The sequence below is a fragment of the Streptomyces sp. NPDC049627 genome, assembly GCF_044465645.1.
Lineage (GTDB): Bacteria > Actinomycetota > Actinomycetes > Streptomycetales > Streptomycetaceae > Streptomyces.
Map to the genome: position 1 here is coordinate 21,596 of NZ_JBITLW010000010.1, position 21,783 is coordinate 43,378.

A 21,783-nucleotide genomic window follows, 5' to 3' on the forward strand; every position below is an offset into this window, starting at 1 on the left:
GAAGGAGCCTCCCCGTGACCAGCCAGGAGCAGGCGCTCGCCCTTGCCGACCGTTGGCTCAACCCGGAAGGCTCGGCGGAGCCGCGGCGCGAGGTCCGGATGCAGGAGTTCGACCTGGGCTGGGTCGTGTGGGCCGCGCCCGCGGAGCCCGAGCGTGACCCGGTGACCGGGGCGCGGCGGCCGCCCGCCGAGATCGGCAACGCGTGCGGGGTCGTGGACCGGCGTACCGGCGAGCTGACGGTCTGGCCGTCGGTGCCGGTCGACGAGGTCGTGCAGATGTACCGGCAGAAGCACGGCGGCGCGGCGCAGGGCGCGGGCTCACCGGAGGGTGCCCGTCCGGTCACCGGCCCGGGCAACACCGCCGTCTTCACGTACGTCGACCCGGCGAACGGCGAGGAGACCACGCTCTTCCGCACCTCCGCCCCCGGCCTGCCCCCCGCCGAGTACCAGGCGTGGGCCGAGCTGCGGCGGATGAACGTCCCCGCCGACAATGTGGTGGCCATCCACACCGACCTGCGCCCGAGCCTGCTCCCCGGCGGCTACACGGCCGAACTCCTCAACTCCTTCCGCAACGCCCAGCTCTCCTGCTCACAGACCTACGGAGCCCGTCCCGAGGCCCGTGCGGAGGGCGTCGCGGCGCTGGTCGAGCAGGTCGAGACGATGCACCGGATGGCCGGACAGCAGCCGCCGCCCCGCCCGCACCGGGTTCCGGTCCCCGCGCAGGTCACGCCTGCCGAGCCGATGCGGGACGTGGCCCTCGGCCGCCATCTCGTCGAGGTCTTCGGCGAGGACGGCGTACGCCGCTACGACGCCGACGACATCGCCGACAGCCCGCTGCCGGAGGCCACCAAGGCGACGCTCACCTGGGCCGGGCTGCCCGCCGACCTCCCGCTGTTCTTCACCGCCGACCGGCCCGACGCGCCTCCGGCCGGCGGCCTGTTCACCGACGTCTCCACGAATCTGCGCGAGCGGCGCAGCCCGGCCGGCGAGGAGAAGATCGGCGCCCTGGCGCATCTGGTGCGGATCGGCTTCGACGGGGTCGCGGTCGTGGCGGTGCAGTGCCTGCCGGGTTCCGGGCAGCCGGACGGTCTGGGTGCGGTGTGGGCGGTGGATCCGGTCACCGCCGAGGCTCGCTACGTCAATGTCTCTGTCGCCGCGTTCGCCCGTTCCCTGGCCCTGATCGCGGCGGTACGGCAGCGGATGCAGGGCATGGACGCTGTCGCCGCCGGCGGGGAAGTGGCAGCGCTGCAGGAGCAGTTGGCGGCCGTCGATGCGTCCGCGCCGGCCAACTCGGAGACCTGGTGGTCGCTGATCGTCGAGCAGATGTGGCACGGGTTGTTCTGACCGGGCCCCAGCACCATCCCCACTGAGCCGACAAGGAGCAAGGACCCGTGACTTCGGACAACCCCGCACCGCCCACGACCGCCGAGCAGGCCCTCGCCATCGTGCGCAGCCGGTATGCGGATCCCAAGCTGCCGGACGGCACCCCTGCCGAGCTGCGTGTCGAGGAGTTCGACATCGGCTACCTGGTATACGCGGTGTTCCCCCCTGTCACGGACGCCGCCGGCCGGCCTCAGCCCGCTCCGCCCGGCGGCAGCAAGATCGTGGTCTCGAAGGAGGACGGTGAAACCGTCACCGTCCCCAACTACCCGACGGAGACGGCCATCGCGTTGTACCGCAAGCAGCGCCAGTCGTGACTCGTACGGCGAGCGCGTGATCAGTCGCCTGTGATCAGTACAGCGAGAATCCGCCGCTGTGGCGCCCCTGGTTCTTCTTCCCGGACTGCGCGGCCTGGTCCTTGGAGCTGCTGGGGTCGGAAGGACCGGAGGAGGCGGTTCCGCTCTCCAGTGGCTCTCCGTGCCTGATCCGGTCGCGTTCCTCCTCCGACAGCGACTCCCACTGCCCGCGAAGAGACGCCAGGCCTCCGCCCACGGCACGGGCCACCGCGGGGTCGTCCAGGGCGTCGCGCAGGGCGAGGCGGCCGGAGAGCATCCTCTTGGCCGCCTCCTGCAGGTCCTTGCTGACACCATCGGTCTCGGTCAGCTTGCGCAGGGCGGAGTTCAGGGAACGTATCTGCTCCGGTTCCAGTGCCTCGTCGAGTACGCCGCGTTCCGGCGAAGAGCCGTGCGGGTTCGGTGAGTTCTCGGGTCGACCGGTCATGTCGCTTCTCCTCGTTTCTCCTCGCCTCTCAGCACTCGCAGTATCTCCTGTAACCCATGGGTGCCATGCTGCGCCCACCGGAACGGGAGACAGAACACGGGAGAAGGACTGGTCTTCCTGCTCGCGGGCCTCGCGCTGAGTGGGTGGGGTGCGTACGAGGGGGCGTACGCGGCGGGCTGGGCGGGCACGCGCGGCACCCTGACCGTGAACGTGTGCGAGGTGAGCTATCCGAACAACGCCTCGCGCAGCAGCCGTAAGAACCGACGGCCCGTGCGCTGCGAGGGCACGTTCGTCTCCGAGGACGGCAGGAGTACGGATGCCCATGCCGCCGTACAGGTCCGGAAACGGTATGCCGCAGGTACCGAGCTGGCCGTGCAGCAGACGGAGCCGTCGACGGCCGACGACGCGGCCGACGCCGAGTATCTCCAGGGCGGCATGGACCGGGCTTTGCGCTGGTTCGGGGCGTTCTTCGGGGGCTGGGTCTTCACTGATGATCGGGGTGGGGCTCGTCGGGGCCGGGGTGTCGTTTCTGGTCAGCTACTTCTTCTGACGGGCGCCCGGTTTCCGGCAGGCACCCGGTTCTCCGAGAAGCACCCGGTGGCGGTTCCCGATGACATCGGAGGGTAGTCTGCGCCGGTCAACTTCTCGTTGATCTCTCTTCGTTCAGTCAACCACGGGGTATCCAGGCATGTCGACGCCTCCACCGCAGTACCAGAACCAGCCGCCGTACGGGCAGCAGCAGCCGCCTCCTCCCTATGGGCAGCAGCAGCCGTACGGGTACCCGCAGCAACCGCAGCCTCCGCGCGGGCCACAGCGGCCGCAGCCGGGCGGTGCGCTGCGCGCTGTGAAGTCCGCCGTCATCGTCCTGGCGGTGTTCGGCGCCGTGGGCTACTGGGTCTGGGACTACAACACCAGTCCCACCGGTGGCAAGGCGAAGGCAGAGGCGTCGGCGTCTGCGGCCGCCGACGAGGCCAAGACGCATGAACCGGAGGTCGGCGACTGCGTCAAGGTCGCGGACCCGCAGGGCCACCCGGTGCCCACGATCGTCGCCTGCGACGCGCCCGAGGCCGAGTACAAGATGGGTGCCCTGCTGCCCGGCCAGGGCCAGGAATGCAGTGCGGAGTACGACTACGGCATCCAGCACTACGACCGCCGGGGCTTCGACTACACGATGTGCTTCACCAAGGTCTGACGGCCCGGCCTTCGGCGCGCTGAACCGGGAACGGGCCGCCGCCCACAGCACTGGGCGGCGGCCCGTTCGGGCTGACTATGAGGGTGGCGCAGGTCAGGGCAGCGCATCCGCCAGCGACGCGCCCGCCGCCCCGAGAATGATCGCCATCATGGCCCAGCGGGTGCGTGCGCGCCGTGCCAACTCCACGCTGAGAGCGGCGGAGGCGAGGGCCAGGCCGTACACCGCGGTTCCCACTCCCGTCGGCGTACCGCCGTTGAGTCGTCCCACGATCACGATGAGGCAGACGGTCGCCACCAGCGCCCCGGCAGCCATGAGGCCACCGCGAGCGCTCCGCGCCTGCTGCGACCGCTGTCTCGCGAACCCCGGATCCGATTGCCCCCGGAAACTCGCCCTGACCTCGTCCGCGCCGGGCAGGGCCGACTCGCCCTCGTCGCCTCGCACCTGCATCTGTACCTGACCCTGAAGCTGTTCCCCGCCGTGTTCCCGGCCGTCCGTCGTCATGACGTGGCAGCGTAGGTGAATTCGCTAAGCTCACGCACCATGTTGCCTTCGCACACGCCCTCCCCCGCGCCGGACGCCACGGTCATACGGACCGGCCGCCGCGGTGCCATGGTGGGACTCCCCTGCTCCGTCCTCCTCATCGCGATGGGCGCCGTCGGTGTCTTCGGTGCGGTCGTGATTGCCACCGGGAACCAGAAGGGCGAATCCTCTCCGGCCGGGTTCGCGGGCCTTGGGTTCATGGTGGTGCTGGGCGTGGTCGGCGTATTCCTCTTCCTCGCCAACTGGGCCAACCGCAGGACGAGGATCCTCGTCGACAACACCGGTCTGTGGATCGACAGCGGAAAGCTGCGGAACGTCATCCCGTGGCAGACCCTCGCCGGCGTCGGCCTCTACTGGAGCAAGTTCGGCCGTCAGACGGTCTACTCCCTGGAACTCTTCGCCACCGGTCCCATCGATCGGGACGACCCGGTCCTGTGGACCCTGGTCCGCGACGAGGAGCCGCTGCACCCCAACCTGCCCCGCCTGCGCTACCGCGTCCCCTTCCCCACCGGCTGCCGGCAGGAGGTGATCGCGGCGGTCCAGCAGTACGTCCCGCACCTCTGGCTCGGCGAGTCCGAGCGGGCGGAGGGGCACATCGGCCGGCCCGACGTGAAGGGGCACAAGGAGCGGACTCGGGGCGGTACGCGGTGAACGGTCCAGCACCGCACCACTCCGCACCGCACCACTCCGGCCAACGGTGGGGTCCTGCAACAGATTTGTGACAGCTAGCCCCTGAGGTTGCCTGCGGGTGATTCCGTAAACTTTGCGGGCGGCTGTACTCCTGTGTGTTTTCCCTTGACGGATGAGGGAGTTGTACAGCCGAGCTGTCTGACGGGGGTGCTTTCTGCTGTGGCGATGATGTTGCCGGACGAGCTCGAGTGGGTTCTCGAGATGCTGGGCTACAAGTGGCCCACGGCGAACGAGGACAAGCTCAGAGACTGCGCCGCCGTGTGGCGGCAGTTCGGCGAGACCGTCACCGATCTGCACACCAAGGCGAACACCAGCGCCGGCCAGGTGCTCGAGCACAACGCCGGTGAATCGATCGACAAGTTCCGCAAGACCTACGAGAAGTTCGACGGCGGAGGCGGCCAGGACGGCTACCTCCGCAACGCCGCCGACGCCGCCTTCCTCATCGCGAACGTGCTGGAGGCTTGCGCCTACCTCGTCGAGTTCGCCAAGTGGGCGGTGATCGCCCAGCTGATCGCCCTGGTCATCGAGATCGCCGCCGCCCACGCCGCCGCGCCCTTCACCTTCGGTCTGTCCGAGGTCGCCGGCCTCGGCGCCACCCAGGTCACCCGGCTGATCGTCCGACGCCTCCTGGACGAGCTCAAACAGGCCTTGATCGACGCGCTCATCGAGACGATGAAGGAGCCCGCGATCTCGGCGGTCGAGGCGATGATCACCGACCTCATCCGGCAGACGGTGAACGTCGGCTTCGGCGCCCAGGAGGGCTACAACATCGGCGCCACCATCAAGGCCGGCGGCGAGGCAGGCCTCGACGCCCTCAGGCAGAGCCCGCAGACCTTCCTCGAAGGCGTCCGCGACAGCCTGGGCGAGAAGGCCGGCAGCCGGGCCCGGCATGCGGTCGACAGCCGTATCGAGGGGTATGACGGGCCGTCGGGGGGCGATGTCGGCAGCGATGGTGGGAACAGCGGGAGCGGCAGCTCCGACGGCAGCGGCGAATCCGGGTCGGACGGTTCCAACTCATCGTCGGACAACTCCTCGTCCTCCAACTCATCCTCCTCCGACTCGAGTTCGTCGGGGTCGGACTCCTCCACGTCGACGCGTGCGAGCAACGGCCCGGGCGTGAACATAGGCGGCGGGATATCCGCCGACACCGGCGGTAACGACATCGGCGCCCCCGATGTGGGTGCCGGCCCCGACCCCGGGTCCGGGCCCGGACCCGGGTCCGATTCCGGAAGCCCGTCCTCTTCGGACAGCCCGTACTCAAGGCCGACGCCATCTGCAGGGCCGTCCCTGTCGGACTTCGACGACCCCTCGCCCGGCGGAACCTCGCCCGGTGGTGCGGACTCCAACGGTTCGTCCGGCACTCCGAGCACGTCCGGCCCTTCGCATTCCGGCGGCGGCTCCCCCGTGTCCGGCCTCTCCTCACCGACAGTGCAGTCCGCGCCCACCCCCTCGTCGTCCGGCGGTACGTCGTCGTCGCCGGGGGGCGGCTCGATCGGCACCCAGATCGACGGGCTGGCCGCGAGTGCGCCCACGCAGTCCAACGCGGTGCCGACGACGGCCGACTCGTCTGCCACCGGCACCGGCGGCCGTCCGGACGGCGGTTCGGGCATACCTACGTCGCCCACAGCGCCCTCCACCGGGGGCGCGGCTCCGGGCACAGGCACGCAGCATGCCCCGAGCGGCTCGGGCGGCACCCCGTCCTCGACGAGCCCGACGCCGAACTCGGGCCCGGCCCGGAACCCCTCCCCCGGCACGCCGACCACACCCTCCACAACGGGGACCGGCCCGGCGTCCACGCCGAGCCCCACGTCGCCGACGACGCCTCGGAGCACGCCGACCCCCACACCGGACGGTCGAATACCCGGTACGGCGGACGGACGGACGCCCGGCACGTCCAGCACGCCCGACGGGCGCATACCGACTCAGCGCACTCCTGGGAGCACGACACCGGGCGACGGAACGGCGCCCCGCACCACCCCGGGGAACACGACCCCGGGCGACCGTTCCACGCCCGCCAACACCCCTGGCACCACGCCGGGCGACCGCACATCGCCCCGTAACACCTCGGACCCGAGCACCGGCACCCGTACCACCACCCCGGGCCAGAACCCGAGCACGACCAGCCCGGGCCAGAACCCGAGCCAGTCGACCCCCACCAGGACCCCGTCGCCGTCCACCAGCACCCCTGCGTCGACGCCCTCGACCGGCACCGGCCCCGGGCGCGCCTCTACGCCGAACAGCGGCACCCCGAACTCGTCGCCTCAGCCCGGTCCCGGCACCCACTCCACTGCTCAGGGCACACCCGGGACACCCAGTACTCCGAACCAACCCAGTGTCGGCTCAACGCCCACCAGGCCACCCCACCATCCCGCAGGCAACACACCGAACACTCCTAGCACCCCGAACACCCCAAACCAGCCGGGTACGCAGCCCCACACCCAGCAGTCCCCGGCAAACACCCCGAACCAACAACAGCAGCCCCAGGTCACCCCGGTTCCGATCCACCACGTGACCCCGGCGCCGAACAACCAGCCCCACCACTCCACTCCACAGAACCCGGACTCCACCCCCAACAGCCCCAACCAGCAGAACTCGGACAGCCCGAAGCCGAAGGAGCCCCCGACCCCGGCCTCGGAGACCCGCAACACCACTCCCCCGGGCGGCGTCATCGATCCCACCCGGGCTGAGCAGGACGCCCTCGAGAACTCGGTCCCCCGAGACGAGAACGGCGATCCGACCCGACCGCCGGACCCGGCGGACGGCAACTGGGTCGAGCGCATCAACGGCGAAGGCCGAGACGCTCCCGGCCGCAACAACAACTGTGTCGACGTGGCCCTGTCCACGGTGGACACATACGCCGGCAACCCGACCGCCGCTGCCAGCCGCACCCCCGACACGGACGCCGACGGCACCCCCTCGGACCGCGGCGAGAAGGGTGGCCGCGACCGCATCGAGAACACGCTGGGCGCCCGCTTCAGCGACATGGGCAACGGGCGCGACGCCTTCAACCGCCTGGAGAACACCCTCCGCAACAGCGGCCACGGCTCACAGGCCGTGATCATCACGCAGGACTCCAACGGGCGGGCGCACGCGTGGAACGCCGTCAACCACAACGGCAAGATCACATACATCGATGCGCAGACGGGGCAGCAGAGCTCGAAGCCCCTGCATAGCGGTGACAACGGGGTCTTCGCGATTCCGCTGGACTCGAATCGGCAGCCTGTGACGCCCGACGGGACAGGAAACGCCGGCCGATCCACGCCGGACTCCGACCGACAGGCACCCGACACAGCCGGCACCACCGATCGTCGACCGGCTGAGGATCCAGCGGGGGCACCACAGGAATCCGATCCCGACAACACCGACGAGAAACCTCACCCCAGGGACGATCCGCAGCGCAGGGAACACCCTCGACTCACTGAGCCGGAGACAGTCGACTCTTCGCACTACGGCATGAATCCCATGCCGGACCAGCAGAACGTGCGGCAAACGAACAATGTCCGGCAGCTCGACATGGACCCGGTCCACCAGCAGCTGAACAACTGGCTGAACCCGGTTCCGACCGAAGACGGAACCGGTACGCGGGTTCCGCTCGTCGACGCCCTGCAGTCCTGTAGTCCGCCGCGCCCCGACGACCCCGATCACGAGCCGAGAATTCTGCGGCATGACGATCTGGTACGGATTCTCCCGGGCTTCGGGGACATGCACCCCGGGGAACGGGGTGCGGTGGTCGCGTCGCTGGCTCGTCTGAGCCTGAAATTCCATGAGTCCCACGCCGTGAGCGCGAGCCCGGAGCCGCTGGACGGCTATCCAAAGCCAGCGGTCGCGAAGCATGCCAAGGCGAACTGGGCACCATCGCGGCGAGACGAGGAAATCACGGCAGCACTCATAAATGACCTGGGTGGAGTTGCCGCAAGTATCAATGACGCAGGAGAGCACCGCCCCGACTTCACCGGACGCAATTACGCCACGGTCGAGGTCTACGATCCGGTAAGCAAACAAATAAGCTACGTCGTCGACAGTTCTTACCCAGGAACTGACAACAAGCATTCAGAGAAGAACATCCTGGATTACTTGGACAAACTCAACGAGCAACGCGAAGAAAATGCGCAATACGAGCCGCTGAGCATGTACACCGACCGTGAGCCATGCGGCAGGGGCGGAGGCTACGCGAACTGTGCGAGGTTGCTTTCGGAGAGAATGCCGGGCGTGGACGTTTTCTACGGGACGGGATACCGCAAGGAGGCAGAGATTGTGGACCCGGATGCGCTCGACCCGGACATCACCTTCAAGCAACAGTTCGAAAACGATCTGATCGAGAATCTCAACGAGATTGGTAAGGTTTGGATCCGCGCCATGAAAGACGGGGGCTTGAAGGGCGAATCCACCCCTGAGGGATGACCAGCAGGAAAAGGAACACAGTCACCATGAATTCTCAGCTCGGCCCGCAGGAAGCCTACGACCAGATCCGCGCGCAGCTGGGGCGCCTTTCACCCACAAAGGGTTTCCTGTACCTCGACGGCCCCTCGGGCGCTGGGAAGAGTCGACTCCTTCAGCATTTCGCCGACAACACCCCGGGCGCTTTGCTCGTCGATGCTGCGGGGTGCACTGTGGAAGAAGTAGCGGATCGCGTGATGCGGGCGATCAACCTTCCATATGGTGATCACCGGAGTTCCTTCGCTCTCTATACCCGCGTTGCAGAACAGGACTTGAGCCACATCGTCCTCGTGACGAATACGCAATGGGCGGGAAAAACGCGGTCCACGGACGAGCCCCTACGGGTCGCCACGGGCGGCATCGTGGGCCAATTCGGACGCAAATCCAAGAAAACCGGCATCAAATTCATCGTCGAAGTCGACAGTGAGGTACACGACCTCAGCCCCCGCAACCGGAACCCCATCCTGCTCACCCCCAACGACGACGTCGTCCGCCTGTCCCCCACCTCGCTGTCACCGCGTCAGCGCACAGCCATGACGGCCCTGGCCCTGTCCGAGCCGCACCGGGTGCGCTTCGAGGAGTGGCAGGCGCTCTGCTCCGCGTTCGGCACCGACTTCGACGTCGCGGAACTGCGGGCAATCGGCGAGGAGTCGCCTTTCGTCACGGTCGACCTCTCAGGCGAACTGCCGGTCGGGTTCACCCACGAACGCGATGCCCGAGTTCTTCGCGAAGAAGTCCCTGCCGACACCTTCCAAGCTTTTCAACAGGCCGTCGTGGACCGCCTGTTCGCCTGCACCGACGGCGCCCCGCTCCACGACTATCTGACCCGTGCCCTGCCCGCCCACGCCGCGGCCGCGGGCCGCTTCGAGGAACTCCTCGCGGATCCCCGCACGCTGGTCAAGTGCACCCACACCGCCCTGCTCAACACACTCCGCATGGCCTTCCCCGACAGCATTCCCGCGGGCAGTTTCGCCGCGGATCTGTATTACCTCGACAACCTCGGTCTGGCGCCCTCCTCACAGGCCGAGTGGGTCTCACTGCTGCATCTCGTGGCGCTCAGCCAGGGTGATACGGAGCGGGCCGACGCCTTGATCGAATCCGCCGGTCCGCTGCCCTGGCGGACCGTCTGGACGCACTGGCGAGCCCCCGGCCGGGTCCGTCCCCGCCCACCCCAGATCGACGTCGTCGAAGCGTTGCAGGCCGAAGCGGACGGCACCACCGTGACCAGCCGCACCGCGGACCGTCTCGAGCAGACCTGGCACGCTGCCACCGGCCGGCTCCTCGCAGCCACGGGGCAATTCCTCGGGGCCAAGGGGCCGTTCATCGAGGAAGCCCCGGCCACACGCCCGGCGCCGGCCCGTTGGAGGGCCGAGGCCTCGTGGAACCTGGTCCGCGCGGCAGCCGTCGACGATCCCTCCACACTGCGCGTGATCCAAGCGCCCAAGGTCAAGGATGTGGTCTGCGCCGGCGATCTGGTCGTGCTCGGCGGAAACCGAGGGATCTATGCGATCAAGCCCGACCCGGACTACATCGAAGCCACCCCGCTGCCCGCACTCCCTGCCTTCAGTCGGCACACAAAGGTCACGCCGCGCCCGTTCGACGAGACCGCCTGCCGCCCCACCCGCGACCTCGTACTCGACGTGTTCGATGCGGACATCGCACCTCTCCTGACCGAGGAGCAACTGCCCGTCGGCCTGACGCACGAGCCGACCCGTCGTTTCCTCACCGAGGTCGGTTTCCCTGCCGTCGGCAACTTCCTCAGTCTCAGCACCCACAACCTGGCCGGCACCGGCTTCGCCGAGCACACCTGGGAAGGCACCAAGGAGTTCGAAACGCCGGTGGGAGACGGCCCGTTCTACGAACTGGGCACCTGGATCGGCGGCATCCTGCTCCTCGACGGTCCCACCGGCCGGGTACTACGGCAGTCCAGGAAGGGCGCGGTCGACGACGACCGGCCCGGCGACCCCCTGGCCGGCTCCTCCCTGGCCCAGTTCACCGCGATGGTGTGCCTGCAGTGGACGTACATGCTGGCCTACCACACGAGCGGCGGCCTCGACGGGGAGGATCTCATCGACGAGCTCAAGTCCTGGCTTGCGGGCATCGACCCAGCCGCGGCAGCCACCAGAAACTGGGGGCACGTCACGGATACCGACGAATTCATCTACCTGTAGGCGTCCACGGATCTCGGACGTCGGGCCCCACAACAGCCCCGCCGTTCCCGGCTCAGCGTCTCTCGACCTCCCGGCGCCGGCCGCGGACCCCAGGGTCATCGCGCAGGCACCATATGTCCGCGAGGGCATTCGTCGCCATGCCCCAAGTGCACGTCCTCGAACATGCCTGCCTCCCATGGCAGCTCACCAGCACCGGCCCTGCCCAGCTGGATGAGTCTCGCCACCAGCGCCGACGTAACCTGATCGGTCAGGCCGGACAGAGGTGATGAGAGTGTTGAGCGAGGATGCAGAGCTGGAAATCCTGAACTGGCTGCTCGACCCTCCGAAGGCCACGCCGATGCTGTCGCTGCGCGGATCGCCGGGGGTGGGGAAGTCGGCCCTCCTGGCAGGCCTGCACGAGGAGTTGCCCGATTCGCTCCTCCTGGACTGCCGTGGCCTGACCGCAGAGCAAGTGCTCGACCGGCTTCTCACCCACTTCGGTCTCGAGGTCAGGCAGCGGCCCCTGCGGGATCCACTGGAGGATGCGCTCGCGGGGATGCGCACAGGGGGCATTGTGTTCCTGACCAACGTGCAATGGGCGGGCCGTCTCTTCTCCTCAACGGAAGAGGCATACGACATCCGGCGTGTCGCCGCGCAGTTCAGTAGCCGGGGTCAGGGCCGTGTGCTGCCCGTCCTCGAACTCGGCGGGCCGAGCGGCCCAGCCCGGGCCGACGGCGCGAACCAGATTCTGTTGGAAGCGGAGGCCGAAGGCCCCGACCCGGCCGCCCTGCTCATGGAGCATCGCGCATTGCGCGCTCTGGCCGCGGCCGAGTTGCGTGAAATCCCGCTTCAGGTTTGGGCATCCCTGGACACCGCGCTAGGTGGACGGAGCGCAGAGGCCGACTTGCGCAACAGCGGACAGGAACTGTCCACCGTGTTGCGCCTGGAACGGGACGGGGACGGCGCAACGACCGTGAGGCTGTGGACGGACGCCCTCAAGCACCTGCTCCGCGAGGCCGCGCCCCTCAACCGTGCCGAGCAGCGATCGTTGACCGATGCGCTCCTCGCCGAGGCCCGGCAGACAGCAGAAGGCACGGCCGACGCGCGGGTCGTGGCGTACGCGAATCGCGCACTCGCCGTCCATGCGGCACTCTCCGGAACGCTGCCCCGACTCATCGATGATGAGCCGTTGTTGGCCGCGTTTGCCGATCGCGTCTCGCTGCAGCACGCGATCAGGCTGGCATGGCCCGGAGGCCCGCCGGTGGGCGGCGTCGCCGGCGACGCCCACTACCTGGACGGCGACGGCGTTACCGCCGACTCACAGAGCGAGTGGCTGGCCTGGCTGCACTGGGCAGCCGTGAACCGTGGGCGCCGTGACTGGGCCGACGAATTGGAGGCCGCAAGTCCGGTACCGCTCGCCTGGCGCACCACATGGTCCAAGTGGCGCCCCTACGGCGTCCTGGGCGACCTGCCCGAACTCGCCGGTTCCGTGGACGGGGTGGACATCGGCACGTACGCCGGCACGCCCGTCGCGGCAAGCCAATGCGAGGGTTTCTTCGACAAAGAGGACGAGTACGACGTCGAGTTGGGCGATACAGAAGCCCTGGAACGCGTATGGCGGCTGTCGGACGGCAGGGAGTTGCTGGCACCTCGGGTGGTCCAGCAGTTCATCACTTCTGAGGGAGCCGTGGAACGGACAGCCGGAAGTGCGCTCGACACCCGCCGCCACATCCCCTCCCCCGACCCGGCGTGTCCCGAGTGGCCGGGGCACCTGCTCCCTCACTGCGGGGCAGAAGCGGTGGACGGGGATCGCTGGGTGGCGTACGGGCCGAAAGGCCTCTACGCGTTCGATGTCCTGCGCCCCGAAGAGCTGACGCTTGGGCCGGGCCCTTGGCGGCGCTCCCTCGTCCCGTCCTTCCGCTCCACGGCCGTATGGCCTATGCCCGCCCCCGTCTCCGGACAGCGCGAAGCGCTCGCCGAGTGGTTTGCCACCGCATTCGGCGACCAGGCTCTGCGCCGCCTCCCCGTCGCCTCCCTGCCCGCCGCCTTGACCGAGGCAGAGGCCGGTGCGTTGCTCTCCGAAGTCGGCTTCCCTGAGCTCGACGGAAGCGCGCCGGCCTTCTTGACCACCGTGGCCGTGGACGAAGCCGGGCTCGCACCTGTCGAACGTTCGGAATCCTCCGAACCCGCCTACCTTCTCGGCCATTGGCTCTCCGAACCCATCATCCTGGAGGGTCGAAGCGGCCGCGTTCTGCTCGCCTCGGTCGCCGGAGCCGAACTCCTCGGGAGCAGTCTGTCCCAATTCATGACCCTGGTCGGCCTGTACCGTCTCCTGCCCTTGAGTGACTTCCCTCGCGGGAGCGCCGAGAAGTTCGACGCTCACTGGAGCGTGAAGGCATGGGCGAAGGAGATCGACCCCGAAGCCGCCGCATCGTTCAACTGGCAAGGTGCGCTGGACGGACACCTGGACGACCCGGAATCGCTGTGACACGGGCGCCGCGGGACCACACCTGCTGAGAACCGAAGCCATGACCCACGCGACCGAGGGCCGGGCCCCCATCGGTGGACGGCTACATGGTCTGGTGGCTGCCAGGGCTCGCTCTCCGGCTGCAGAACGTCGAAACCGGCGAGGAGTTGGCCGGCCGCTGGCCGGAGATGATGCCGAAGATCGCCGAACAGGAACAGGAAAAGCGCAGACAGGCTGCCTGGAGCACGGAATTCTCGCACCTTGAGAGGACGTCATGGCACCAAATCCCACCCAAGCCGCAGCATCCGCCGACCAGTGCGTCTTGCGAATCCAGTCGTGGTGGCACGACGGTGGCCCTGAGCGATCGGTGGAACTCCTTGGGGATCCCGGGACGGAAGGACCGAGGCCCTGCTGCGGCTGCGGGACGCACTTCCCGACCCTGTGTGGGTGGACGCCACCGGGCTCACTGCCGAGGAGATCCTGTGGAAGGTGCTCGACGCTTTCGAGGTGCCCGACCTGTGGTCCCGCCGCGTGGATTGGGTACGGGAGCTCAAGCGTGCGGGAGTGGGCAGCAGGCCTCTGATCATCGCCAACTCGCAACGGGCCGGCCGTACACGTCGATCCATCCAGCCCAGCCGATTCATCAAGCGCGTTCTGGGCCCGCTGGTGATGGATGGGGGGCCAAGGCGATCGTCGAATCGCGCCCGGAGGATCGTTGGCTGCGGGACTGGCTGACCCTCCATATGGAAGCATCGGTGAGCCCACCTCCAGGCCTTGGTGCCGCACGTAGCCAGCCGGCTCTGCGCGCTCTCGCGTTCGCCGAATTGCGCTGGACGCCATTCCGGGTCTGGTCGGCGTTGGCACAGGCCTTCGGTGCCGAAGGCATCGATGAGGACGCCCTGGCCGCCCTGCCCCGGGAGTTGCCCGGCATCGTCGAGGCGACCGAAGGTCGGGTCCGGTTCGTGGACGAGCGGATCGCCGATGCGCTACGGGAGGAGACGGCCCCTTCGGACAGGAGCCAAATTCACGCACGATTCACCAGTCAGCTGCTTTCTTTGGCAGAGCAGTTGTCCCCCTCGGATGGCTGGGCGGCAAGCGGCCCCGTCGAGCACTACATCGCTCATGCGTTGCCCGCTCATGCGCTGCAGGCCCACAGACTTGATGAAGTACAGGGTGAAGGGCGCCTGGTCGCTCATCTCGACCCTGTAGCGCTCCTCGACGCGGCGAATCAACCGGCCGGGGCGATCCCCAACGAGACTCTCATCGGCGACGCGGCCGCACTGGGGGTGGCAGGCGTTGGTTCCGTCAGTCAGCCTGAATGGGCGGCGTGGCTCCACCTCATGGCCACCGCGCGCGGCGATTCGTCATCCGCACAGGCGCTGGAGGACTCGGGGATCGAATTTCCGTGGCGCACACGCTGGGCGCATTGGCGCCCTCCGTACGGCTGGTGCAAGGCGTACCTCCGTGCCGGATCTCTGAGAGAGATCACCGAAGTCGAAGTGGGCGGACGTAACGCCATAGGAGGGAAGGGGCAGTGGGACAGGCGGGTCCGGCTGTGGGACGTGGAGTCGGGTGACCTCATCGCCGGGCCATGGAGTGACGGAATTCCGGAGCCAGGACAGTCGGAGCCGCTCTGGCCACGTGATCAGGACAATCAACTGGCCCAGCCATGGCTGGCGTTGAACGTATATCGCAGCAATCTGGCCGCTCCTGGAGATGGAGCCCGACTACATCCCCAAGTGCCTGCTGGAACGCGGCCGCGTCGGCGACTTCCCCTCTGACGCCGACGCGTAGTGCCCGCGCTAGAAGCCATCCACACCCAGCTCGGTGATCCCCGCGTAGAGCCAGCTCCACACCATCCCGCTGGGCGCCTCCGGATCGAACAGGCCCGGAGCCAGCTCCTCCACCTCATCTGTGAACGCCTGTGCCACCGCTTCCTGGTCCCCCTCCACCGAATAGGGATGCCAGCACGCGTTGCTGTAGCGGTAGACGGCCTCGAGGATGCGGGTGAAGACGTCGAGGTCGGGTGCGAGCGGCACCAGTGTGCGCTTCGTCGGTCCGTCCAGCTGGCTACAGATGTGCACGGTTCCGTCGCGGCGGTGCAGATACAGCTCGCCGTACTCGCACGCGCCGAAGGCGATCAGGTCCGCGGCGGCCACGCCGGCGGGCAGGCCGTTCTCGGACAGGTCGCTTTCGGCCGGGGAACGCATGGCGTCGGCCGGGTGGGTCTCGTACTCGACCCAATAGCACACCCACCATTTGGGCAGGCCGATGTCGCGCAAGTGCCGTCGGCTACCCCTGTGTTCGAGCCCTTCGGGCAGAGCGCTCTCGGGTATCCGAATCACGTGCCGCTCCCCGAAGGAGTCGTCGACCCGGGCCGCGTTGAGCGGGCCCGTCGGCCGCCGGAGCACCGGTTCGAGGCCGAGCGGCGGGGCTTCGGACGACGTGCGGTCGATCCTGCCGCGCGGCCAGTCCCGCAGCACATCGGCGTCCGTCTCGAGCACCGCGATGCCATGCGCGCTCTCGACGAGATACCGGGTCCTGCCGCCCTCGGCGGCGAACGCAACCGCCCCCTCCCAGCTCTCCGGTGCGGTCAGCGCCCAGTCGCCCAGCCCGGGTGCAGCAAGCACTTCGGGTGGCAAGGGCGCTTCCGACAGCGCTGCTTCGTCCCTGACCTTCACCCTCCGCCCCGTCTCCGCGTCGAGCCAGAGCGGGCCGCGGTGGTCGACCACGTCGACGAGCTCCCGGCCTTCGTACAGACGGCGGTGGACCTGGTAGTAGTCGCCGTTCAGGCTCGGGTGGGCCATGAACCAGTTCGCGGGTCGCCACCACGCCCACACCGTTCGCCACGGCATCCCCGGCTCGGCCTTCGCTATCTGCTCGGCGTACTCCTCATGGCCGGTCGCCTTCGCCGCGAAGTGCAGCCAGGAGGCGAACTCGGCGGGCGTCACCTCCGCGCCGCCGAAGATCGCCTCGGCCTGCAGGAAAACTTCTCGTCCCACGCCGTCGGTGTCCTTCGCGGCGGCGATGTGGTCGCGCACCGCAGCGCGGTCGGTGGTCAACAGCCGTGCGGGGTCCGCCAGTACGGCGTCCAGCTCCTCGATCATGCGGTCATCGTCGCACCCAGCACTGACAGCAGCCCCCGCAGCCGCTTGCTGGGATCACTAAAAGAGCACGGAGTTCACCAGGGCACAGAGGCCACAGCCCAGCAGCCCTCCGAAGAGCAGGCTGAGACCAGTGATGAACGTCCCGCGCCGCATGGGGCGGTTCCCGCGGCGGAAGGCGGCGCTCAGCGGGAAGAGCGCCACGCCGAACATGGCGGCAGCGACGCACCAGACCTTGACAGCCTCGACGTAGAACTCCGCGAAGGTGCCACGCCTGTACCAATCCGAGTCGTATCCCACCGCCTCGACCTTCTCGCCCTTGCCGTGGTCCTCACCGGGCTCGAAGTCCTCCACGTCGGAACGGACCTTGCCATCGTCGGAGCGGAAGGTGCCGGAGCACTCCACGTCGTCCCCGATGATGTCCTTGCCGCAACGCTCGACGGTGATCGTCCCTTGCGTGCCGCCGGACACCTTCCTGGGGCCTTCCTCGTAGCCCACGCCGACGAGGATCAGGCCGAAGAGCAAGGTGAGAATGCCGAGCACTCCGATCCCTATCCGGCTGCCGACGCTCCGTTTCGCGGCAGCGGCCAAACCCGGAACTCCCCTTCCGGGAAGTCCCGTTCCGGCCTTCCGCAGGTTCCGCCCGCCGCTCGCGTCCGTCTTCAATGCTGTTCCGTTCCTCTGCGTCGTGCCTCTGTGTCGTGCCTCTGCACCGTGCCTTTGCACCGTGCTCGTGCGCCGGCCGGCTCCGGAGATCTTGACGACGCCGGTTCGCGCAGGTCAAGCCGCGGCCCCAGCGCCGCCATTCGACGTGCCCTGCCTCAACCGCCCGGGCCTCGCGGGACAAGCGCTCCCAGCAACCGCCGTAGCCCATACCGCGTCGTCAGGAAAGATGATCCACACGCCTGAGAACCCCGACATCGCCCCCACCCCCGCTGACCTGCGCGAGACCGCACCTGTGGGTCGCCGGACTGGCGGAGATGGTGCCGTACCTCGCGGGGCAGCCCACGCCCGACGCCGAGCGTGCGGCCGTAGAGGCTCTGCCGGCCGCCGCGGGGGCCTTCGGCGAGCACAGCTGCGCGCACGAAACACACCCGTACGAGGAGGAGTTCGGCGAGCTGGCCGAGGACGACCCGGCCTGGATCGGACTGCCTACCGGATATCTGTTCGCCGATGAGCCGGAACGCCGCCCCCGCCGAGACACCGATCTGTGCCCGGCCGACATCGCCGGCATCGCTCGCGTCACCGCCGACATGATCAGGCCCTTCTCGGCCGACGGCAAAGCCGCGGTCCTCGAGTGCAACGCGGGCGGCGCCACCTGGCTCGCCACCAAAGGCGCTCGAGCGGGCTACGTCATCACTCAGCACGCCAGCTGCTGGTACGCCGTCTCCCGGATCACGGAACGCTCGGTCTTCGACGCGATGATCGACGGCTTGGAGTCGGTGCTGCCGAAGCTCGGGGACCCCGCGGCCTGCACCCACAGCGACGACGAGCATCCGGACCCCGGGTTCGAGTCGGCCGACACCGCCGAGATCGGCTTCCACTTGCCCAGCCCCGGAGGCCGTGCCGAGCTCCGGGACACGCTCGACGAGTATCCGCCCGATGCGTGGCTGTGCCCGCGCTATCTGCGCTGTCTCGCCGACGAGGCGCTGACCGAGCTGCGCGCCGCGCACGCGTCGAAGTTCGGAGTACGCGACACCGGCGCCCTGGACGAGACGTACGTACGGCCCGACGGAACCCTCGATGTCGACAAGTTGACCCAGTGCGTCATCGACGGCGACGACTTCGACGAGGGGCCTGAGAACATCGCGGTGTGGGCCGCCCGCCGGCAGCCCGCGACGGATGACGTGCACGAGCGACTGGTCCTGCTGCTCCTCGCCCTCTGGATCACCCGACTCCGCGACCCGTCCTACGGCGTCGGCCGCGAGATCCGCGAACTGCTTCGCACAGTCGACCCTACGGCGCTCTCAACCGACAGCTGCCCGCACGACGGCGACCACCCCGACGAGCGCCTCAAGCGCTGGGATCAGCGCGGGTCCGCGGCCCACCTCCGGCACCTGTACGCACCCGACTCGTTCCCGGCACCCGAGGCCGCCCGGTCCGCCGACGTATGGGGCTGCCCACGCTTTCTCGCCGCGCGCATACGGCTCAAAGGACTGACGAGCGGGCAGGCAAGGGCTGACGGGCACCCTTCACGCAGCCCGCTCCGGCTCCGACGACCCCCTCCTGATCTCACTGATAACTTGCTGTTCCTACCAATTCACTCCGTGGGAAACCGATGAGCCAGCCCCCCTTCCAACCGCCCCCGCAACCCCCACAACCACCCCAGCAGCCGCCTCACCCGCCACAAGCACAGCCGCAGCCACAGCCACCGCAGCACGCGCAGCAAGCGCCGAACGCCTACAACCCGTACGCCCAGCCCGCCCCGCCGCCGCAGCAGCCACCGGCGTTCGGAGCGCCCCCCGCTCCCGGCCAACCGCCGATGCAGGGCGGGCAGCCGCCGATGCCGGGCCAGCAGCCCCACATGCCCGGCCAGCCCCCCATGTACCCGGCTCCGCCGTACCAGGCGCCGCCCTTCGGGCAACGGCCGAATGCCAGCGGTCACCCGGTCGGTGCGGTCTTCCTCGGGTTCTTCGTCTCGGTCGTCGTCTCGCTGCTCTACAGCGGCCTGATCCTGGCCACGTACAAAGACCAGACGGTCACCGTGGCCAACACCCTCTACCTGGGCCACGCCCTGATCAACGGAGCGATCGTCGGCGCCTTGGTCGGGTCAGTCGGTCACCGGCACACGGGCGCCTGGGCCTGGGGGACCGTCATCGCCGCACTCGGCGCCTTCTTCGGCTACACCAACGCCTGGCCGCTCATCGTCGCCGAGAGTCAATCGCTCGGTACCCTCTGGGACCTGTTGAGGTACGACGCCCTCCTCCCGGCCAAGGCCTGGTGGAACGACGAATCCTCCGGCGGAGTCGACTGGTTCTCCCCGCTCGGCCTCGTCCTTGCGGCGGCCGCCGCCTGGGGACTCGCCTACCTCGTGGGCAACAAGCGCGGTCGAGCCTGACTTCTCATCAAGTCCGTCTCAGCAACACGTGCGTCTCAGTGGAAGGCGGGGCTGTCGCCGAGCCCCGCCAAAGCCGCCCCGATACAGGTCACGGCCATGGCCCAACGGGTACGCCCGATCCGCGCGAGCACGAAACCCCACCCGCTGAGGGCCACACCCACGGCATACAGGGCGGCCCAGGCACCCACCGCGTCACCCCTGCCAAGGCGTACGGCGATGAGGACGAGGCAGACGACGGCAACCAGCCCGGCCAACGCCGCGTACGTCCAACGTGCCCGCGTCGCATCGCGTTGCCGGCTCTCCACAACTCCCGGCCGCCCCTGGGCCTGGAACTGCACCCGCAGTTCGTCCGCGCTCACGCCGGAACCGGAGTACTCCGACTGCCCGCCCGTGCCGCCCGTGCCGCCCGTGCCGTCCGGCCCGTTCGCCGCCTCACCGCCATGCGTGGTCATGGCGGCCGAGCTTAGCCCTCCGCCAGGACCAGCCCGTCGGCAGGCGCCGGGACAGCGGGGCGGCAAGCGGGCGGGAAGCGGATCGCGCTACATGCCTGCGAGATACCCCAGTGCAATCATCAACGGCAGCGACACGAAAGCGAGTCCGAATGCCGTAGCCGACATCCCCGTACGAATTTCCCGTTTGCCGCGGATCCCCAAGTAAGCGGCGATCAGTGGGAGGACGGCGCCCAGCAGATAGCTGAAATGCCACCCGGAATCTGCTACGAGGAAGACCATGAGGGCCCAGCTGACCGGGACGGACCCGATGCTCAAGTAGCACGAGCGCGTGAGGAAACGCTCCAGGTCGTCGACTCCGCCCAGGAAACCCATGAATTCGGTCCGCCTTCTCCGCTACACCGCGGCGTGATCATAAGCACCGGTCCCCACCTGGGGGAACCCGTCCGCCGCCGAGAACCCGTTCACGGCCGTGGACATCACCACGCCGAGCGCGCTGAGCGCCGCCGCGAACGTGTCGAACGCCTTGGCCGCCTCGGCCCACAATTGCATGAGCCGAATGGCCTCGGCAGCGGCCAGCGCGAACATGGCCGCCGAGGCGACCTGCCCGCCGACGGGGATCGCGTTGACGGCCTGCGCCGCGAGCAGGTTGACCAGCCAGATGACGAGCAGGTCGCAGAACATCACCAGGAACGACTTGAGGAATTCCGCAAACTGGAACGCCATCTGCGCCGCCTGCGAGTAACAGCTCTGCAGGGACTTGAAGGTCTCCTTGATCTCGTCCAGCTTCTTGGCGAACTCGTCGAAGTACACGGTGGCGGCATTGGCGGCGTTGCCGTCCCAGCTGAGACCGACGTTCTGGTTCCCCTTGCGCACATTGGCGGCCACCGCATCGCAGAACGACGCGAGATTGCCCCATACGTCGGCGCAGTCGTTGTACTTGTTCCAGTCCCCGAACACCCAGTTCGTGCATTCGGCGAAGGGATCGAAGTCGAAGAGCAGCTTGGACGCCTCCACGGCCATCGCCGAGGGGCTGCCCAGGTCGAGGACGCTGCCGAGCGTCTTCTGCACCGGGCTCATCTTGTATTCGTCGGCATGGCCGGACGCGTACTTGGCGAGGGGGTTGGTGGGGTCGCTCGGCGCCTTCAACGTGTCGACGGCGTCACTGGCGTCGGAGAAGTCCTGCGGATCGCCGCCGGAATCGCCGCCCGACACCTTGGAGCCCGGGTAGGTGGCGTCGAGTTTGGCCGCCTGGTCGGTGTCCGTTTCCCGGTAGTACTTGGCTGTGCCCGTCAGTTCCTTCTGGGACGCCTCCAGAACGCTCTTGACCTTGTCCAGAGCCTTCTTGGCCTCGCTCACATAGCTGTCGTGGTCACCCGCGACCAGGTCCCAGGCCGCTCCGCCGACGGAATTGTCGATCTGGGCGTTGGTGCCGACGAACGTGGCGGCCTGCGCACTGGCGTCCGCGGCGCGCCCCACCAGCTTCGCGAAGCCGTCGATCGCGCCCGGCTCTACATGAAAGTTCAAAGCTCCCCCA

Annotated in this window: 19 protein-coding genes; 12 read left to right on the forward strand and 7 right to left on the reverse strand. The window is 68.5% G+C overall.

Features of this window, described 5'->3' with window-relative positions:
- Positions 1 to 14 precede the first annotated feature (14 nt).
- Entirely contained in the window at positions 15 to 1,343 is a 1,329-nt protein-coding gene (locus tag ACIBU0_RS26555) for an SUKH-4 family immunity protein (RefSeq protein WP_398822865.1), read from the forward strand.
- Between the two features lie 47 nt (positions 1,344 to 1,390).
- Positions 1,391 to 1,696, forward strand: coding sequence for a hypothetical protein (locus ACIBU0_RS26560; protein ID WP_398822868.1), 306 nt, complete (start codon positions 1,391 to 1,393; stop codon positions 1,694 to 1,696).
- 34 nt (positions 1,697 to 1,730) lie between these two features.
- Here ACIBU0_RS26560 and ACIBU0_RS26565 read toward each other — a convergent pair whose 3' ends face one another.
- A complete protein-coding gene (locus ACIBU0_RS26565) occupies positions 1,731 to 2,159 on the reverse strand; it encodes a hypothetical protein (RefSeq protein ID WP_398822871.1) in 429 nt (142 codons plus the stop codon).
- A gap of 60 nt (positions 2,160 to 2,219) precedes the next feature.
- Here ACIBU0_RS26565 and ACIBU0_RS26570 point away from each other — a divergent pair, with 60 nt between their 5' ends.
- Entirely contained in the window at positions 2,220 to 2,786 is a 567-nt protein-coding gene (locus ACIBU0_RS26570; RefSeq protein WP_398822874.1) for a hypothetical protein, read from the forward strand.
- A gap of 61 nt (positions 2,787 to 2,847) precedes the next feature.
- Positions 2,848 to 3,351 carry a hypothetical protein gene (locus tag ACIBU0_RS26575; protein WP_398822877.1) on the forward strand — a complete coding sequence of 168 codons (504 nt, stop codon included), beginning with the start codon at positions 2,848 to 2,850 and terminating at the stop codon, positions 3,349 to 3,351.
- Positions 3,352 to 3,444: 93 nt separating this feature from the next.
- Here ACIBU0_RS26575 and ACIBU0_RS26580 read toward each other — a convergent pair whose 3' ends face one another.
- Positions 3,445 to 3,663, reverse strand: a complete 219-nt coding sequence (locus tag ACIBU0_RS26580; RefSeq protein WP_398822880.1) for a hypothetical protein — start codon at positions 3,661 to 3,663, stop codon at positions 3,445 to 3,447.
- A 228-nt stretch (positions 3,664 to 3,891) separates the two neighbouring features.
- Here ACIBU0_RS26580 and ACIBU0_RS26585 point away from each other — a divergent pair, with 228 nt between their 5' ends.
- The 6 genes from ACIBU0_RS26585 (at position 3,892) to ACIBU0_RS26610 (ending at position 15,416) form a co-directional block, all read left to right on the forward strand.
- Positions 3,892 to 4,542 (forward strand): hypothetical protein, encoded by a 651-nt coding sequence (locus ACIBU0_RS26585; RefSeq protein WP_398822883.1) that lies wholly within the window; start codon positions 3,892 to 3,894, stop codon positions 4,540 to 4,542.
- A gap of 204 nt (positions 4,543 to 4,746) precedes the next feature.
- Complete coding sequence (locus ACIBU0_RS26590; protein WP_398823817.1) at positions 4,747 to 8,982, forward strand: toxin glutamine deamidase domain-containing protein; 4,236 nt, start codon at positions 4,747 to 4,749, stop codon at positions 8,980 to 8,982.
- 26 nt (positions 8,983 to 9,008) lie between these two features.
- Positions 9,009 to 11,189, forward strand: coding sequence for an SUKH-4 family immunity protein (locus ACIBU0_RS26595; protein WP_398822886.1), 2,181 nt, complete (start codon positions 9,009 to 9,011; stop codon positions 11,187 to 11,189).
- A gap of 274 nt (positions 11,190 to 11,463) precedes the next feature.
- The gene (locus ACIBU0_RS26600) at positions 11,464 to 13,656 is read left to right on the forward strand and encodes an SUKH-4 family immunity protein (protein ID WP_398822889.1); all 2,193 of its coding nucleotides are present in this window, start codon (positions 11,464 to 11,466) and stop codon (positions 13,654 to 13,656) included.
- A 426-nt stretch (positions 13,657 to 14,082) separates the two neighbouring features.
- On the forward strand, positions 14,083 to 14,370 hold the full coding sequence (locus ACIBU0_RS26605; RefSeq protein ID WP_398822892.1) for a hypothetical protein: 288 nt from the start codon (positions 14,083 to 14,085) through the stop codon (positions 14,368 to 14,370).
- An 8-nt stretch (positions 14,371 to 14,378) separates the two neighbouring features.
- Complete coding sequence (locus ACIBU0_RS26610; RefSeq protein WP_398822894.1) at positions 14,379 to 15,416, forward strand: hypothetical protein; 1,038 nt, start codon at positions 14,379 to 14,381, stop codon at positions 15,414 to 15,416.
- Positions 15,417 to 15,437: 21 nt separating this feature from the next.
- Here ACIBU0_RS26610 and ACIBU0_RS26615 read toward each other — a convergent pair whose 3' ends face one another.
- Together ACIBU0_RS26615 and ACIBU0_RS26620 are read right to left on the reverse strand one after the other, a co-directional pair.
- Positions 15,438 to 16,742: an SUKH-4 family immunity protein gene (locus tag ACIBU0_RS26615; RefSeq protein ID WP_398822897.1), complete on the reverse strand. Its 1,305-nt coding sequence runs from the start codon at positions 16,740 to 16,742 to the stop codon at positions 15,438 to 15,440.
- A 57-nt stretch (positions 16,743 to 16,799) separates the two neighbouring features.
- Complete coding sequence (locus ACIBU0_RS26620) at positions 16,800 to 17,282, reverse strand: hypothetical protein (protein WP_398822900.1); 483 nt, start codon at positions 17,280 to 17,282, stop codon at positions 16,800 to 16,802.
- 437 nt (positions 17,283 to 17,719) lie between these two features.
- Here ACIBU0_RS26620 and ACIBU0_RS26625 point away from each other — a divergent pair, with 437 nt between their 5' ends.
- Complete coding sequence (locus tag ACIBU0_RS26625) at positions 17,720 to 19,021, forward strand: hypothetical protein (protein WP_398822903.1); 1,302 nt, start codon at positions 17,720 to 17,722, stop codon at positions 19,019 to 19,021.
- 242 nt (positions 19,022 to 19,263) lie between these two features.
- A complete protein-coding gene (locus ACIBU0_RS26630) occupies positions 19,264 to 19,797 on the forward strand; it encodes a hypothetical protein (protein ID WP_398822906.1) in 534 nt (177 codons plus the stop codon).
- 35 nt (positions 19,798 to 19,832) lie between these two features.
- Here ACIBU0_RS26630 and ACIBU0_RS26635 read toward each other — a convergent pair whose 3' ends face one another.
- The 3 genes from ACIBU0_RS26635 to ACIBU0_RS26645 form a co-directional block, all read right to left on the reverse strand.
- Positions 19,833 to 20,249 carry a hypothetical protein gene (locus ACIBU0_RS26635; protein ID WP_398822909.1) on the reverse strand — a complete coding sequence of 139 codons (417 nt, stop codon included), beginning with the start codon at positions 20,247 to 20,249 and terminating at the stop codon, positions 19,833 to 19,835.
- A gap of 87 nt (positions 20,250 to 20,336) precedes the next feature.
- A complete protein-coding gene (locus ACIBU0_RS26640) occupies positions 20,337 to 20,621 on the reverse strand; it encodes a hypothetical protein (RefSeq protein WP_398822912.1) in 285 nt (94 codons plus the stop codon).
- 21 nt (positions 20,622 to 20,642) lie between these two features.
- Positions 20,643 to 21,773: a hypothetical protein gene (locus tag ACIBU0_RS26645; RefSeq protein ID WP_398822915.1), complete on the reverse strand. Its 1,131-nt coding sequence runs from the start codon at positions 21,771 to 21,773 to the stop codon at positions 20,643 to 20,645.
- Between the last annotated feature and the right edge of the window lie 10 nt (positions 21,774 to 21,783).